The sequence below is a fragment of the Flavonifractor sp. An100 genome (assembly GCF_002161175.1).
Classification (GTDB): domain Bacteria; phylum Bacillota; class Clostridia; order Oscillospirales; family Oscillospiraceae; genus Lawsonibacter.
Genome location: NZ_NFMA01000036.1, coordinates 1 through 15758, shown reverse-complemented (window position 1 = coordinate 15758; position 15758 = coordinate 1). Strand labels below are relative to the sequence as shown.

Annotated in this window: 13 protein-coding genes; 6 read left to right on the top strand and 7 right to left on the bottom strand. The window is 63.6% G+C overall.

The window, feature by feature from the left end:
• The 4 genes from B5E43_RS14220 to B5E43_RS14205 all read left to right on the top strand — a co-directional run.
• Positions 1-738 (top strand): DnaD domain protein (locus B5E43_RS14220; protein WP_087397774.1); only part of this gene is annotated, 738 nt, incomplete at its 5' end.
• Positions 728-1732 carry an ATP-binding protein gene (locus B5E43_RS14215; RefSeq protein WP_087397771.1) on the top strand — a complete coding sequence of 335 codons (1005 nt, stop codon included), beginning with the start codon at positions 728-730 and terminating at the stop codon, positions 1730-1732. The genes B5E43_RS14220 and B5E43_RS14215, both read left to right, overlap by 11 nt.
• A gap of 86 nt (positions 1733-1818) precedes the next feature.
• Positions 1819-2310: a signal peptidase II gene (lspA, locus tag B5E43_RS14210; RefSeq protein WP_087397769.1), complete on the top strand. Its 492-nt coding sequence runs from the start codon at positions 1819-1821 to the stop codon at positions 2308-2310.
• On the top strand, positions 2285-3193 hold the full coding sequence (locus B5E43_RS14205) for an RluA family pseudouridine synthase (protein ID WP_087397768.1): 909 nt from the start codon (positions 2285-2287) through the stop codon (positions 3191-3193). Before lspA ends, B5E43_RS14205 begins: the two co-directional genes overlap by 26 nt.
• Positions 3194-3248: 55 nt before the next feature.
• Here B5E43_RS14205 and B5E43_RS14200 read toward each other — a convergent pair whose 3' ends face one another.
• Complete coding sequence (locus tag B5E43_RS14200) at positions 3249-3677, bottom strand: CBS domain-containing protein (RefSeq protein ID WP_087397767.1); 429 nt, start codon at positions 3675-3677, stop codon at positions 3249-3251.
• Positions 3678-3755: 78 nt separating this feature from the next.
• On the bottom strand, positions 3756-5006 hold the full coding sequence (locus B5E43_RS14195; protein WP_087397765.1) for a pitrilysin family protein: 1251 nt from the start codon (positions 5004-5006) through the stop codon (positions 3756-3758).
• Between the two features lie 159 nt (positions 5007-5165).
• Between B5E43_RS14195 and B5E43_RS14190 the strand changes: the two genes are divergently transcribed.
• The gene (locus B5E43_RS14190) at positions 5166-5939 is read left to right on the top strand and encodes a M23 family metallopeptidase (protein WP_242964848.1); all 774 of its coding nucleotides are present in this window, start codon (positions 5166-5168) and stop codon (positions 5937-5939) included.
• 61 nt (positions 5940-6000) lie between these two features.
• Here the strand turns inward: B5E43_RS14190 and B5E43_RS14185 are convergent, their stop codons facing one another.
• From B5E43_RS14185 to rpsT, 5 genes are all read right to left on the bottom strand, one after another.
• Positions 6001-7062 (bottom strand): NAD(P)H-dependent oxidoreductase, encoded by a 1062-nt coding sequence (locus tag B5E43_RS14185; protein WP_087397764.1) that lies wholly within the window; start codon positions 7060-7062, stop codon positions 6001-6003.
• A 43-nt stretch (positions 7063-7105) separates the two neighbouring features.
• The gene (locus tag B5E43_RS14180; RefSeq protein WP_087397776.1) at positions 7106-8344 is read right to left on the bottom strand and encodes a lactate dehydrogenase; all 1239 of its coding nucleotides are present in this window, start codon (positions 8342-8344) and stop codon (positions 7106-7108) included.
• Positions 8345-8364: 20 nt separating this feature from the next.
• Positions 8365-13161, bottom strand: a complete 4797-nt coding sequence (locus B5E43_RS14175; protein WP_087397762.1) for a cytidyltransferase-related domain protein — start codon at positions 13159-13161, stop codon at positions 8365-8367.
• Between the two features lie 127 nt (positions 13162-13288).
• Complete coding sequence (locus B5E43_RS14170) at positions 13289-14167, bottom strand: YhjD/YihY/BrkB family envelope integrity protein (RefSeq protein WP_087397760.1); 879 nt, start codon at positions 14165-14167, stop codon at positions 13289-13291.
• Positions 14168-14279: 112 nt separating this feature from the next.
• Entirely contained in the window at positions 14280-14543 is a 264-nt protein-coding gene (gene rpsT / locus B5E43_RS14165; protein ID WP_087397759.1) for a 30S ribosomal protein S20, read from the bottom strand.
• Positions 14544-14733: 190 nt separating this feature from the next.
• On the opposite strand from rpsT, the gene gpr reads away from it, so the two are divergent.
• Positions 14734-15624, top strand: a complete 891-nt coding sequence (gene gpr, locus B5E43_RS14160; protein ID WP_087397757.1) for a GPR endopeptidase — start codon at positions 14734-14736, stop codon at positions 15622-15624.
• Positions 15625-15758: the final 134 nt, after the last annotated feature.

Genomic DNA, 15758 nt, shown 5'->3' with positions numbered 1-15758 from the left:
GTCCCCCAGGAGGTCCCGCCCCCGGACTACGCCCTGGAGGACATCACTGCCGCCCTGGAGGAGCGCTCCTCCGCCTTCCCCGCCTTGTGCGACGAGGTGGAGCGGCGGCTGGGGAAAAAGCTGTCGGCCAGCGATTTGAAGTCCCTCTATACCCTTTTTGACCACCTGAATCTGCCCGCCGAGGTCATTTTGATGTTGGTGGGCTGGTGCAGTGAGGAGATCGCCCGTAAATACGGCCCCGGCCGCAAGCCCCGGATGTCCTACATCAGCAAGGAGGGCTTTGCCTGGGCCCGCCGGGGGATCGACACCATGGAGCGGGCGGAAGAGTACCTCCAGCGCCTGACCCGTCTGCGCAGCCGGGAGGGAGAGGTGCTGCAACTGCTGGATATTCCCCTGCGGCCTTTGGTGGAGCGGGAGAAGACCTACATTGCCGCCTGGGACGACATGGGCTTTGACGACGGGGCCATCCGTATGGCCTATGAGAAGACCATTATGAAAAAACAGTCCATGGATTGGAGCTATATGAACGGCATCCTCCGCCGCTGGCACGAGAAGGGCCTGCACACCGCCCAGGCGGTCCAGGCGGGGGACCGGGACCCCCGGCCCATCCAGGCGGGGGGCCAGAACCAGCGCCCCGCCCCGCCCCAGGAGGACGCCCGGGCCCGGGAGGATATGGAGCGGATGCGCCGGCTGATGGAGCAGATGAGACAGGAGGGAGGCGGAAGCAATGGCATATGATCCTAACGTCCTGCACCGGGCCACCCAGCGCCTGGAGGAGGAGCGCCGGGCGCGGCAGGACCGGGTGGAGCGGCTGCGCCTCCAGGCCTACGCCAGACAGCCCAGGCTGGAGCGGCTGGACCGGGAGCTCCAGGGCACCATGTCCCAGCTGGTGGCCGCCGCCCTGCGCCAGGGAGAGGACCCGGCCCAGGCGGTGCGGGAGATCCGGGAGCGGAACCTGGATTTACAGAAGGAGCGGGCGGTGCTTCTGGGGGCCATGGGCCTGCCGGAGGACGCCCTGGACGGGAAACCCGCCTGTCCCCTGTGCAACGACAGCGGCTGGCAGGGGGCCAAGATGTGCCGGTGCCTGCAGAATCTGTGTACCCAGGAGCAGATCAAGGAGCTGTCCAAGCTGCTTCCCCTGGGGGAACAGTCCTTTGACACCTTCCGCCTGGACTACTACAGCCAGACTCCCTATCCCGGCCGGGGCTGTTCCCCCCGGGAGAACATGGAGCTGGTGTATGAGGTGTGCCTGAGCTACGCCCAAAAGTTTGGCCGCTTTTCCTTCAAAAACCTGTTTTTGTCCGGTGCGCCGGGGTTGGGAAAGACCTTTTTGTCCGCCTGTATCGCCCGCACCGTCTCCGAGTCGGGCCACTCCGTGGTCTACGACACGGCGGGGAGCGTTTTCGGCCAGTTTGAGGCCCGGAAGTTTCAGCGGGACAGCCAGGACGGCCAGGAGGCCCGGGACGAGACCCGCCGGTACCTGGGCTGTGACCTCTTGATTTTGGACGATCTGGGCAGCGAGCTGACCACCCAGTTCACCCAGTCGGCCCTCTATGAGCTCATTAACACCCGCCTGGTGGCGGGGCGGCACACCGTCATCTCCTCCAACCTCACCCTGGAGGAGGCCGGGCGCCGCTACTCACCCCAGATCTCCTCCCGGCTGGAGGGGGAGTACCATGTGCTCCACTTCTTCGGGGACGATATTCGGCTGCTGAAAAAGCGGCAGCTGTGACCCCAACGGCCCGGGCTGCCCGGGTTTGACAGAAAAGAGAACGGCCCATCCCCGGGCCGGAACAGAAGAGTTCGGAGGAACGTTCCATGCCCTATTTTCTGCTGGCCGCCCTGCTGGTGGCCCTGGACCAACTGGTGAAGTACCTGGTGCTGACCTACATCCCCCTGGGGGGCCATGTACCCTTTCTCCCCTGCCTGGTGGAGCTGACCTATGTACAGAACACCGGAGCTGCCTTTTCCATGTTTGAGGAGCACACCTGGCTGCTGGCCCTGGTATCCCTGGTGATGTCGGCGGTGCTGGCTGTGGCCCTGTGGAAGAATTTCTTCCGCCACCCTCTGGGAAAGATCACCCTCACCCTGCTGCTGGCGGGGGCGGTGGGCAACCTCATCGACCGGGTGTTCCGGGGCTTTGTGGTGGATATGTTCAATGTGCTGTTCATGCACTTTGCCGTCTTCAATGTGGCGGATATCTGCGTGGTGGTGGGAGGCATTGCCGCCGCCGTCTACTACCTCTTCCTGTATGAGAAGCTGGAGGGGAAGGGGGAGAAGAGCAGTGGAGACGCGAACCCTCACAGCTGACCAGGCCGGAGAGCGGGCGGACGCCCTGGTGGCCCGGCTCATCCCCGACCTCACCCGCTCCGCCGCCCAGCGGCTGCTGGAGGAGGGGGCGGTGACCCTGGCTGGCCGGCCGGTGAAGAAGAACTACAAGACCGTCCCCGGGGACGTGCTCCAGGTGGAGCTGCCCGACCCCCAGCCGGTGGAGGTCCTTCCCCAGGACATCCCCCTGGACGTGGTGTATGAGGACGGAGACGTGATCGTGGTGAATAAGCCTGTGGGGCTGGTGGTCCACCCCGCTCCCGGCCACCCCGACGGCACTCTGGTCAACGCCCTGCTCCACCACTGCGGGGACTCCCTGTCGGGCATCAACGGCCAGCTGCGGCCGGGGATCGTCCACCGCATCGATCGGGACACCTCGGGGCTTATCATCGCGGCGAAAAATGACCGCTCCCACCTGGCCCTGGCCGCCCAGCTCCAGGATCACACCCTGGCCCGGGTCTACGAGGCGGTGACGGTGGGTGGTCTGAAGGAGGACGAGGGCACCGTGAATGCCCCCATCGGCCGCCACCCGGTGGACCGGAAAAGGATGGCGGTGGACTGGAAGAACGGCCGGCGGGCGGTGACCCATTACACCGTCCTGGGCCGCTACCCGGGCTACACCCATGTGGAGTGCCGCCTGGAGACGGGGCGCACCCACCAGATTCGGGTCCACATGGCCCACCTGGGCCATCCGCTGCTGGGGGACACGGTGTACGGGGCCAAGAAGCCCTGGCCGGGACTGGCGGGGCAGTGCCTCCACGCCCGGAAGCTGAAATTTATCCATCCCTCCACGGGGCAGCTGGTGGAGCTGGAGTGTCCCCTGCCCGACTGGTTTAAGCAGGTGCTCCGGCAGATCGACAAATAGAGAAACGGGCCTTTTCCCAAAAGGAAAAGGCCCGTTTTTTGCCCAGGAGGGCCTTTCAGCGCCGGATGATGTTCTCCGAGATCTCACACAGGGCCTGGGCCGCCTCCATGTCAAAGCGGCGGCTGCGGGCCAGGTCGGCCAGGGAGATCATCCCCACCAGCTTGCCCTCCTCCACCACGGGCAGCCGCCGCACCTGCTGCACCGCCATGAGCCGGGTGGCTTCCCGGCAGTCGGCTCCGGGAGCTACTGTGGCGCAGTTGCGGGTCATGATGTCCCGGACCATGGTCTGGGCCGGGTCCTCCTCCGCCGCCACACACCGCAGTACGATGTCCCGGTCGGTGACCATCCCCCGCAGCCGCCGGTCCCCGGAGCACACCGCCAGAGCCCCCACATTGTGCCGGCTGATGAGCCGGGCGGCCAGGGCCGCCGAGGAGGTGGGCTCGATGGTGACCACATTGGGGTTCATTAAATCCTTTACTACCATGTAAAAAACCGCCTTTCCGGTAAAATCTGGTCTTTTGCCAGTTTACCCGGAAGGGCGGTCGTTTATTCGGTGGGGGGGTCAGCCCTCCAGCCAGAGCTTGTAATCGGCCACAGTGCCCACCCGTCCCACGGCGGACAGGGAGGCCTGGTCCCAGCGGAAGATCTCCCCGGCCAGGTCCCGCAGCTGTTCCCGGGTGACGGCGTCGTAGGCGGAAAGGATCTCGTCCATCTCCCGCACCCGGCCGTAGAGAAGCTGGGAGGAACCCAGGTGGCTCATCCGGGCCTGGATGGACTCCGAGCCCATGAGGAGGTTGGCCTTGGCCTGTTCCCGCACCCGGTCAAGCTCCTCCTGGGTGGGGCCGTGCTCCGCCAGGTCCTGGACGATCTGGCGCACCGTCTCCAGAGCCTGACTCTCCTGCTCCCGGCTCAGGGCAGTGTAGATGCCCAGCAGGCCGGTGTCGGCGTGGTCGGAGACGTAGGAATAGACCGTGTAGCACAGTCCGCGCCGCTCCCGGACTTCCTGGAACAGCCGGGAGGAGCAGCCGCCCCCTAGCAGGGAGTTAAACAGCAGTACCTGGGGCCGCCGGGGGTCCAAATAGGTGGGGGCGGGGAAGGAGAGAATGAGGTGGTTTTGTTCAATGGCCTTTTTCCGGGCGGTGACGGCGGGACGGTAGACCGCAGGGGCCTGCTCGGGAACGGGGGAGGCCTCCAGGGCGGAGAGACAGTCCTTCAGGTGGTCCACCTGCCCCTGGCTGAAGCTGCCCGCCAGGGCACACACCAAAACCCCGGGGCGGTAGTGCTCCCGCTGCCAGGCTTTCAGCCACTCCCCGGTCATGGGGGCCAGGGTGGCCTGGGTGCCCAGAATGGGCCGGGCCAGGGGAGTGCCCTTGTACACCGCCGCGGCCAGCCGCTCGGCTACCAGGTCCTCGGGGGTGTCCTCGTACATGCCGATCTCCTCTAGGATGACTCCACGCTCCACCTCCACATCCTCCTGAGTGAAGGAGGAGTGGAAGAGCATGTCGCTTAAAATGTCCAGACTCCGGTCCAGGTGCTTGTCCAGACTGCGGGCGTAAAAGCAGGTGTGCTCTTTGGTGGTGTAGGCGTTGACCTGGCCGCCAATAGCGTCCATGTCCATGGCCAGCTGCCGGGCGGAGCGGCGGGCCGTGCCCTTAAAGAGCATGTGCTCAATAAAGTGGGCCGCCCCGTTCTCCTCAGGCCGTTCGTGGCGGGAGCCCACTCCCACAAAAAAGCCCAGGGCGGCCGAGCGGGCGCCGGATACAGCTTCGGTGACCAGACGGGCGCCGTTGGGCAGAGTGATTCGTTCATGCATTCAGGGAAACCTCCCAAAATAAATCAATGTCAGTGATGAAGAAGTATACCACAAAAACCTGCCCGCGTCCACCGCAAGCAAAACCAGGAAAAATTTTGCCTGGGGTGTATAACGGCACCAAAGGCTGTCCACAATAGGGGGCACGGAGGTGGTTTTCCTTTGAGAAACCGAAACATTTTGAGAAAATTAGGCGACTTCGTGCTGGGAAAGGGCTTTTACATAGTCCTGTTCCTATGTGTCGCCACCATTGGAATGTCGGGCTATTATCTCATTCACACCATGAAAGATCCCATCAGCGATGTGGAACCGGCGGGGGGCAACGCCACTGTAGTCCTCCCCGACTCTGAGGCCAACGGTCCCGATCCCTCCGGCTCGGACTCTTTGCTGGAACAAAAGCCAGAGCCGGTTCAAACCAACCCCTCGACGGAGGAGACGGAGCCATCCGTCCAGCAGCCGGATGACCTCCAGGCCACCCAGGAGACGGCGGCCCAGACGCCGGAAGAGGACAAGCCGGTGGCCATTGTCTACACCTGGCCGGTGAAGGGCGAGGTGCTGCGGGATTACTCCATGGAGGCCCTGGCCCTGGACCCCACCCTGGGGGACTGGCGTACCCATGAGGGGGTAGACATTGCCGCCACGGCGGGGGTGGAGGTGCTGGCCATGGGGGCGGGCACCGTCACCGAGGTGTTTGACGACGGCCTGATGGGCACCACCGTGGTGGTGGATCACGGCAACGGCCTCATTACCACCTACTGCAACCTGGAGCCAGAGGCCGCGGTGCTCTCCGGCCAGACGGTGGAGGTTGGCACCGTCCTGGGTCGGGTGGGAGATACCGCCATCGCCGAGAGCGGCATGGAGCCCCACCTGCACCTGGAAACCAGCCTGAACGGAGAGCGGGTGGACCCCATGGAGTACCTCCCCGACTGGTCCTAAAACAGCAAATAAAAGAACAAGCAGCCGCCCCGGCACTGTACCGGGGCGGCTATTTTTGTCGTCAGGGAGTACATAGGGTGCTTTGGATGTGGGCGGCAAAGGCGTCCAGCCGCCCCTCCATCCCCGGCAGGGCCAGGGCCTCGCCGGGGTCGTTGGCTGTCTCCAGCAGGGCGAAGCGGCCGGGGAGGTAAAAGGATTTGTTCATGTTCAAAGCGGCGATGAGCTGCCGGGCCACGATGTCGCCCCCCGAGTAGCCCGAGACCACAATGGCAAAGAGAGCCTTGTCGTAGAACCGGGTCTGGCGGAAGAGGGCGGTCAGGCGGTTAATAAAGGCGGTGAGGTTGGCGGAGAGGGCGTCGTTGTAGTTGGGGCAGAGCATCACCAGGGCGTCGGCGGAGCGGACGGCGGGATAGACCTCCTCCTGCATCACCCCTCCGTAGAAGCAGCCCCCCCGCTCCCCGAAGTGGAGGCACATGGTATAGGGGCAGCCGGAGCAGTCGGAGAGGGTGCCGTTGCGCAGGCCAATCTCCCGGCAGTCCACCCCATCGCCCAGCCGCTCCCGGACCTTGTTCCACAGGGCCATGGTGTTGGAAGTGTGGTGGCTGGAGGCGTGGAGAACCAGGAGGTTGGGCCGTGTGAGAGGGGCGCGCACCTCCCCCTCCAGCCGCTGTGCCAGCTCCCGGGCGGCGGCGTCATAGGCCTCGATCAGGCCGCAGCCCAGGTTTTTGGCCTGGATGCGGAAGTTGGCAAGAGAACCGGTTCCCTCCACCAGAGGCCGGCCTAAAAAGGCGCAGCCGGCCAGGTTGGCCGCCAGAGTCAGCTCGGCGGCGGCGGACTTGGTGTACAGGGGGGAGGCCCCGTCCGCGATGAGGCCGGCGGTGCAGCCCTCCAGCAGGTTGGGCTCCCGGCGCAGCCGGGTGAGGATGCGCAGGCACTCCCCATTGCACCCCCACTCCCCCAAGGGAAGGGCAAACAGCAGCCGTTTTCCGGCCAGACCGTCCAGCTTCTCCGCCCGCCGCAGGACGGTCACCTCCCGCCCCGCCAGGGCGTGGGCGAGCACGCCATCCAGCCGCTCCTGGGCCCCGGGGAAGTCAGGTTGGGGATAGATTAGGGTCAGGGACATAGCGTCACCTTCTTGTCAGAATGGGGCGGTATCCGCCCAATTTTTAAAGGATTTCCTTTAAATGCTCCGAAGCCTCCCGGATGTGGGCGAAGAGTGGGTCGGGGATGTGGGGGAGCAGCTCGGTCTCCACTCCGGCAGGGGTGTAGCGGTTCTTCACCCCCATGTAGATCCCGTCCAGGAACACCGAACCGCAGTGCCACTCCCCCCGGAGGGTGAGCAGCAGGGACAGGGCTCCAGAGGACAGAGCGGGGGCCACATAGGGCTTAAAGCCGATCTCTCGCATCTTCAGGTTGGCGGTGACGGTGAGATGGGTCAGCTCCTGGGAGAGAGCCTCGTCGTAGTGCTCCAGGGAGTTGGCGATGAACAGCCCCGTACCGTGGGGGCCGAAGGAGCGGCCTTCGGTGAGAAAGGAGGCCAGCTTGGGATTCCGCTTGGCGAAGTAGGCTGCCCGGGCGTTCATTACCCCCAGGCCGAAGCCCTGGACCTGCTCGGGCCGTAGGCCTTTGCCGTCCCAGGCGCCGTTCTCGTCCTTGTTGCTCTCCAGATAGGCGGTCTTGGCCAGGGGGTCCACCGGGTCGGACACCGCCGCCCACAGTCCCTGGAACTGGGCCGCCCGGGCCATGCGGGCGTAGTGCTTGACAATGGCGGCGTTTTGCTCAAACTGGGCCATGCGCACGTCCTTGACCGCCGAGCCCACCGGTGGAATGCCCTTGGAGGCCACGAAGACAAAGAGGTCGCAGTCAAAAAGCTGCTCCGGAGAGATAACCTCCACCTCGGGGAAGGCATCGTAGTTCCAGGGCAAAGCGATCTGGCCCATTTCAAACTCCCACCGGGCGGTAATTTGGGCGCTCAGGTCACAGATGCCGATGGAGGAGATCACGTCGCCCCCCAGCAGCTTCAGTCCGGTGAGGAGGGTGGAGCCCACGTCTCCGATGGCTAGCAGGTTGACTCGCTTTTTCCCCGCCTTGGGGGTCTGGGTGAGCAGAGATTCCCAGCCGGGACGGTTTTCGTTGATAGCGGTGCACCGCCCCTGGGCGATGGCCTGGGCCAGGAAGGGGTCTGCGTCTCCATGGGGCAGGCGGGAGGCGTCCAGCACCTCCAGCCCGTGGGGGGCGGAGAGCTGGCCGGGGTGGGCTACCTTGAAGGAGCCCCGGCCCAGAATGGGGTCTCCCCCCACCAGTACAAAGAGGGGGGAACTGCCCGAGGGGGTGACCGCCGGGCCAAAGCCGGTTTGCGGGGTATCAGACGCCAAAAGGGCGCCCTTATGTTGGTAGTAATACAATTTCATCACCTGATTTTTCCTCATTGGGTTTGCCGGAGCAGCTGCTCCAGGTCATTTTCCAGATACACCGAGGCGGAGAGATTGGGGTCGTAGTGCAGGCAGGTGCCCTTGTCGGGGCACAGGGGGAGGATGACCGCCTCGGGCAGGCGGCTGAGGGTGAGGTTGCGGCCATAGAGCACTCGGTACTCCTGCTCCAGGGTGGAGATGACGTCGTGGGCGCACTCCAGGCAGGTCCGGGAGAGCTGATACACCGCCTCCGGCCCGCACTCGTCCCGGTAGGGGGGGACGGCGTAGGGGAGGATGTGGTTGATGCCGGGGAGCAGGCCGGGCACCGGGGCGGCGGGGCGGCGGACGGTGTTGCCGCCGATGAAGGGGTATAGGGTAGCTTCCACAAACCACTGCCGCAGCCGGGGCAGGAAGTAGACGCTGTCCACTGGGCGGTCCCAAGAGTGCATCAGATCCTTGCCGTAGCCGGACAGGACACCCACCAGCACCATGCGGATGGGGACGTTCTCCTGCCGGAGTATGGGGTCCAGCGCCCGCATGCGGAAGCCGGGATGCATCAGGTCGTCCACCAGAATCACCGGACGGTCAAAGGACTTGATGGTCCGGATCTGACAGGGGATGGGGGAATAGTAGGGGAAGGCCTCCATGGTGCTTACAGACAGGTCGGGGGAGAAGACCTTGTCGGTGTGGATGGTCTTGGTCACTGTGTTGGGGACGATCTTGCCCCGGAGGAGCTTGCCGAAGGGGACGCACATATTTTCTCCCAGCACCCGGGGGGTGGTGGGGACGGCAGGGACGTGGTTGTAGGCGGTGATCTTCTCCAGCAGGCGGTGGTGGATAATGTCGGCGGAGAGGGTGAGCACCAGGGAGCCGGGGTACAGGCCGGTAAGGGCCCGCTGCAGCCGCTCGTGGCTCCGGCGGATGGCGGAGAGAACCCGGGAGTTATGGGAGAGAGGCTCCTGAATGGCGGTCTCCAGATTCTGGATGAGCACCGTGGGGGCGTGCATGTCCACCTCCCGGATGGGGGCGTCTCCCTCCAGGGCCACAAAGCCCAGCCGACCCAGAGCATCCTCCAGGTGGGGGGAGAGATGCCCATCGTGGGGACGGAAAATGGCGTAGACATACTCCTCCTCCAGAGCCCGGGAGAGCAGTTCGCTGAGCAGCAGCTGGCCGTAATCCTTGTGCTTTTCCGAGGTGTCTGCCCCAAGGGAGGTAATGAGGAGAATTTTTCCTGCCGCCCGCAGCCGCACCCGGTTGGCCAGCTGGGTATCCCCCAGGGCGGAGAGCAGGTCGGAGGAGGATAAAAAGCGGTAGCTCACATAGCCCAGCAGGGCCTGCTGTCCGCCCAGGCGGCGCAGGAGGAGAATCCGGTCCTGCTGGCGGGCAATGGCGGCCCGGACCACCTCCCGGTCGGGCTGGCCGGCGGTGAGGTCGGCCAGCAGCAGGGGGGCGGGGTCGTCCACCCACTGAAACTCCAGATCGCCCGCGTAGAGCAGGGGCTTATTCTGGGTGTCCCGGAGATAGAGGCCGTTTTGATAGATGAAGTCCTGAATGACCGGGTCAATAAAGTTGGAAATATCCCGGTTCAGGTCCACATTCTCCCGGATACGGGAGGAGCTGATGTCCTCCAGGTGGGGGGGCAGCTGCAGGTGGATCACGTCGCCGGTGATGGGCAGGTCGGCAGGCAGCTCGGCCTCCCCCACCCGGCGGAAGATGACGTGGTTCATGTGGTGGATGGAGAAGGGCTGGGGCGGGGCTTTGTAGGAGGAGGCGTTGGCCACCACGTCGCTGCCAGCCACAATGTATACCTGCTGCCCCGGGAAGAGCTGGGTCAAGCGCTTCAGGTCCCGGGGGTTGGCGATGTTCACGGGAATGTCGTCGGGGAACAGGTGGACGTGGAAGGCGCCGGCGATGGATAGGTTGACGATCTGCCGGCGGATTAGGTGGGGCTGGGCCTTTTTGGACCAGGAGAACTCGTCCACTGCCAGATAGACCTCAAAGCCCAGGTCCCGGATGGCGTGGACGATGCCCTTATGGGAGAGGGTAAAGGGGTCGAAGGTGCCGGGGAAGAAGGCGATCTTCCGGGGTTTTTCGAAGGTGAAGGGACCGTGGTCCAGCCGCCGCAGGGCGATGAAGCGGTTGATGTGGGCCAGGGCGGCAGCCCGGTAGAAGAAGGTGAGGCTGTCCTGGCCCGGGGACTCCTGAATGAGGAAGAGCAGCTTGCGGTAGCACAGGGCGAACAGACGGCCCTTCTCCCGCATGTCCAGCTCGGGGGACTCGAAGAGGAGCTTTCCGGTGACCAGCAGGGCCTCCTGGCGCACCGCCTCCCGGTAGTGGGCCAGTCCCTGGAGCAGCAGGCCCAGCAGCTGGCGGCGCCGGCCCTCATAGGCCTCTTCCGACTGGGGGAAGCGGTCCCGGTAGGCGGGATAGTGTTGCAGCAGCACCCCAATGGTGTTCAGAGCGCCGGAGACGGCGGAGTCGTTGGGGGAGCCTAGCAGGGATTTCAGCCAGATCACCTGTTCATCCAGCTCGCTGGGATGGAGAAAGAGGGCGGCCTCCCCCAGGTATTGGGGGATATACTTGGAGATCTCGTACTGGCCCATCTCCAGCCCCTTGCCCAGCTCCACCACCACCTCGTTGCGCTGGTCCCGGCGCAGCAGGGAGAGGGTGCGCACCAGAGCGGAGCCGGCGGAGTGGCGGACCACCACACGCTCAGATACCTTTACCAGGTTGGAGAAGTGGGTGGCGATGTGGAGGGTATGGGTCTTCATCCCGTGCTCCACCTGGTCCCGCAGCAGTTCCACGCCGGCCACCTTGACAATCCAGGGGGTAGCGTTTTTCAGGTTATCCAAGAAGACCTCGCTGGTAATGTCCAGTTGGTAGAGGGTCTGCTCCATGGCGGTGACGTCCTGGCCCGCCCGGCGCAAAATCTTGCATTTCAGGAAGATGGAGGTCAGCTGGTTGTTCCCCACCTGGCGGGTGGCCTGGACGATGCGGGCCATGTGGGGGTGGGAGCGGGGGATGGAGCGCTCCGCCTCCCGGAAAAATTCCAGAGCGGCGGTGACCAGGCGCAGGTCGTTGGAGGCGGCGAAGTAGGCGGCAAACTCGATGAGCTTGGCGCGCACCTCCTCCGAGCAGTAACGGGGGGGCAGGTAGCGGATTGCGTCCAGAAGGGTGAAGGCGGTGTCCAGGGACAGCCGGCTGGGGTCGTCGTAGTATTTGAGAAAAGCCCCTAAAAAGCGGGGGATGTCCCCGGGACGGGCGTGGGAGAGCATGGAGCCCACCACCAGCTTTAGGGTGTAGCCGATGTGGGAGCGCTGCTGGGGGGTGGTCTTGTGGTCGGGGAAGATGATCATGTCCAGGTACTGACTCCACAGGGTAAAGGGAACCTCCTCGGCGGGGTCATGCTGGGCATCGGCGGGGATCTCCTTGCGGTAGACCAGATGGAAGCGGGCAATGAGCTGGCCGATGAGTCCGCCGGCCTGGCGGCGGATGTCACCCTCTCGGTGCATCAACAGCTCATAGAGGAAGGACAGAGCCTGGGTCTTCTGGCGCACCGACAGGTAGGTGAAGTACTCCTCAAACACATTGAGGTAGGCCCGCAGCTGCTGCCAGCTTTTGGCCGAGCGGGCGGCCTCAATGATGTTGCCGAACTTCTGCTCGTTGGAGAGCATATGCATCAGGCGCAGGTTGTGGTCCACGGAGAGGAGAATGAGGCTGTTCAAGGTCTCCTCCGGGCTCATGAGGGCGGGGTCCTTGTGGGGAACCGGAGGCTGGAGATGGCCGGTGAGATCCACGTCCACCCCCAGAGAGCGCATATAGTCCTCAAAGTCGTGGAGCTTGCCGTAGACAAACTCATACCGCCGCCGCTTTTCCGGGTCTACATTGTCCAGCTTGGACAAAATGACCTGGAAGGACTGGTCCAGAGGGTATAAGACGGTAATCTCGTTTCCCTGGGCGTCCCGGTCCTGCTTGGAGCGGAAGTCGGCGTAGATGAGCAGCAGGGACTCCACCGACAGGGATTCCAGCTCCAGGTCCCAGGTGGAGTGGTTGGAGGCGATGTGGCTGATGCCCTCCATCTTCCGCTCCAGCAGCCACTGGTCGGTGTAGTAGTAGTGGAGATAGGGCACCCGCTCTCCCTCTCTGCAGCCGAATTTCCCCACATCGTGGGCGGCGGCAGCCCCGGAGATGAGGGCCAGATCCACTTCCACCCCCGCCTCCACCAGCCCCCGGGCGGCCGTCATGGCGATGTAGTGTACCCCGGCAATGTGGCTGAGAGTTTTAAAGGGGGTGACCTCCAGGCCCAGGCGCATCAGTTCATAGAGAAACTCCTCCCGCCAGGCGGTCATCAGGCGGCGGTATTCCTTGCCGTGGTCGCAGGAGCTAAATTCCTCCTCAGAGAGAAATTGAAGGTCCATCAGGGGGTCAAAGGGGAGGGCGGTACGCTCGTGGTCCAGAAGGAGCTGGAGGACCGTCAAGTAAAGCTCTGCCCCCTCCCGGTATTCCTGGGCGTGGGGAGCGAAGTCTGATTGGGGGAAGAGGAGGGAGCGAATATATTGGTAGCAGAAGGAGAGCCAGCCCTCCCCGGGGGCTTGAGGGGCCAGCTGTTCCAGCAGGGGGGCGCACAGCTGCAGCACCTGGGCGCAGGTCAGCCGTTCCCGGATGGGGAGCAGAGCGGCCAGGTTTTCCTGCCAGGCGGGGGTGCGCAGCAGGGAGGTCAGACTTTTCCGGCTGGACAGGGAGGGGAGGCGGCGGGCGGAGAGAGCTTCGGCCAGTTCACCGTTGAGCTGACGGATACGCTTGTCGTGCATAAAAACGCCACCTTTCAAAGCGTCCCAAAGGGAGAAGTGGGACGGTACAGAATAAAATAATGGTATTCTAACTATACCATATTTCCTCCCATCTGGAAAGGGAGAGGGGGACGAAAAAGCCGGTCCGCTAAGACGGACCGGCAGAGGAGGAGACACCGTAGCGCAAATGCCACACCCGGCTTACCACCGCTCCCAGCAGCAGAATATTCCCGCATAGATACAGCCATACCAGTAGCACAATCAGGGAGGCCAGAGAGCCGTATACCAGGTCGTAGCGGGAGGACATACCGATGAACCAGGAGAACAGGGCGGAGCAGGCCACCATAGCCAGGGAGGTGAGCATGGCCGATAGACGCACGGTGCCGGCAGGCAGACTTTTTCGGGGAATGCCCACCAGATAGACCGCCAGCACCAGCAGCAAAACAAAGCAGAACAGCAGCAGATATCGCATCCACTGCCAAAGCCCGGCCAGGGCATCCAGAGGCAGCAGGTCGATGAGGCGCTGGGGCAGCCGATTCTGGAGCAGCCAGAAGAACCAGTCGCCGGTAAAGATGACCACCACCGACAAATAGATGGTGACCAAAAACAGAATGGAGAGAATCACACTGAGCACCATGCGGCGGACACTGTTGTGTTTCGGACGTAAAAAGAGAGTGTCCATGGCGTGAAAGAGGGTGCGCAGGCCGGCAGAGGCAGAGACCACGATGGTAAACAGGCTGGCCCAGAGCAGGGCAGGGGACTGGATGGAGGCCACATAGCTTAAATAGGCCCCCATCACCTGTAGGACTTCGGAAGGGAGAAATTGGTCCAGAGTCACAAGCAGCTGTTCCAGATCTAGGTGGAACAGGCCGATAAAATAGTTCACGCACACCAAAAGGGGAAACAGAGTGAGAATGAGGAAATAAGCCAGGGCAGCAGCGGAGCGGGAGGCACCCATTCGGTTGTAGGTCTCCACAGTATCCCAAAGAAAGGCGATCAGCGGCTGCGAGCGGATGCGTTTGAGCATAGGGCACGTCCCTCCTCCCTGGAGCTTACTCTAGCAGGCCTCCGGCGCAAAAACAGGGGAAAATAGGGAAAAAGCCGTCTGTAAACACAGACGGCTTTCAATGTTGCAACCCTCAGGCCAGCTTGTTCAGCTTGATGGTCATGCTGCTCTTCTTGTTGGCAGCATTGTTCTTATGCAGCAGCCCCTTGGCAGCGGCCTTGTCCACCGCCTTGACAGCTACCTTGTAAGCGACATCGGCCTCGCTGCGGTTGCCTTCCGCCACCGCGGCGTCAAACTTCTTCAGTTCGGTCTTCAGCGCGGACTTCGCGGCCTTGTTCTGCGCAGCTTTGGTCTGGGACACCAACACGCGCTTCTTGGCAGACTTGATATTCGGCAAACCAAACACCTCCTCCGATTTTCATCGTTAAATTAGGCGCATTGCGCCTGTGCAGATACGTATTTTACCATCGATCATTCAAAAAATCAACTGTTTTTTCAATTTTTTTTCGAAACGTGGGATAGTTTCAAAGGGGCCGCTAAAAATAGAAGGGAAACTGGCTATTCATACAAGATATGGGGGGACAAGCATGAAGCAGAGACGGACAGATCTGGCCATGGAGGGCCGGGAGCTGTGGCAGGAGGGGGCCGGGGAGACCACCCGGCTGCCCGGGGTGGAGGCCCATGAGGGGGAGCGGGAGGGACTTTCGGTGACCATCATCCGGGTGCTGGACCAGGAGGGGGCGCAGGCGCTGGGCAAGCCGATTGGATGTTATGTGACGCTCACCATGGATGGGCTGGCCAACCGGACAGAGGGGGTGTTCGGCCGGTCAGCCCGGGCGGTGGCCGGAGAACTGACCAGCCTGATGGGGGAGGTGCCGGCAGACGGACTGGTGCTGGTGGCGGGACTGGGCAACCGGGCCATTACCCCGGATGCCATTGGACCCAAGGTCCATGAGCACACCCTGGTGACCCGCCATCTGGTGGAGCAGATGCCGGAGCACTTTGGCCACCTGCGCCCGGTGGCCTCTCTGGCCGCTGAGGTGCTGGGAAATACCGGTGTGGAGAGCGGGGAGGTGGTGAGGGCGGTGTGTGACAAACTCCACCCCGCCTGTGTCATTGCGGTGGACGCCCTGGCCTCCCGGTCTCTGGAGCGGCTGTGCCGGACGGTACAGCTGGCGGATACGGGAATCGCTCCCGGCTCTGGGGTGGGAAACCACCGCTTCCGTCTGGACCGGGAGAGCCTGGGGGTTCCGGTCATTGCCCTGGGGGTGCCCACAGTGGTGGAGGGGGCCACGCTGGCGGCGGATCTGTTGGGAACCGACGAGCTGCCCCAGTTGGGCCAGGGCCAGGACCTGTTTGTCACCCCAAAGGACATTGATAGCCAGGTGGCCGACCTGGCGAAGGTGATCGGATACGGGATCAGCATGGCACTCCAGCCGGGTTTGACGGTGGAGGAGCTGGACCTGCTGCTCAGCTAGAAGCGCCGCCCGCCGGAGCAGGCGAGCTAAGGCCGGAGCGCAGGTCGGCAAACCAGGGAGGGCCGCAGGCCCGAGCGTTTGGCGGCGGAGTCGGAGGACTTAGGGAGCCGGGCGCGAGGGCGGGAAGGCGTGAC

Bases quoted from the DNA above. Each gene is read 5' to 3' on its own strand.
- B5E43_RS14215 (WP_087397771.1), top strand. From the start codon at position 728: ATGGCATATGATCCTAACGTCCTGCACCGGGCCACCCAGCGCCTGGAG.
- lspA (WP_087397769.1), top strand. From the start codon at position 1,819: ATGCCCTATTTTCTGCTGGCCGCCCTGCTGGTGGCCCTGGACCAACTG.
- B5E43_RS14200 (WP_087397767.1), bottom strand. From the start codon at position 3,677: ATGGTAGTAAAGGATTTAATGAACCCCAATGTGGTCACCATCGAGCCC.
- B5E43_RS14195 (WP_087397765.1), bottom strand. From the start codon at position 5,006: ATGCATGAACGAATCACTCTGCCCAACGGCGCCCGTCTGGTCACCGAA.
- B5E43_RS14185 (WP_087397764.1), bottom strand. From the start codon at position 7,062: ATGTCCCTGACCCTAATCTATCCCCAACCTGACTTCCCCGGGGCCCAG.
- B5E43_RS14175 (WP_087397762.1), bottom strand. From the start codon at position 13,161: ATGCACGACAAGCGTATCCGTCAGCTCAACGGTGAACTGGCCGAAGCT.
- B5E43_RS14170 (WP_087397760.1), bottom strand. From the start codon at position 14,167: ATGCTCAAACGCATCCGCTCGCAGCCGCTGATCGCCTTTCTTTGGGAT.
- gpr (WP_087397757.1), top strand. From the start codon at position 14,734: ATGAAGCAGAGACGGACAGATCTGGCCATGGAGGGCCGGGAGCTGTGG.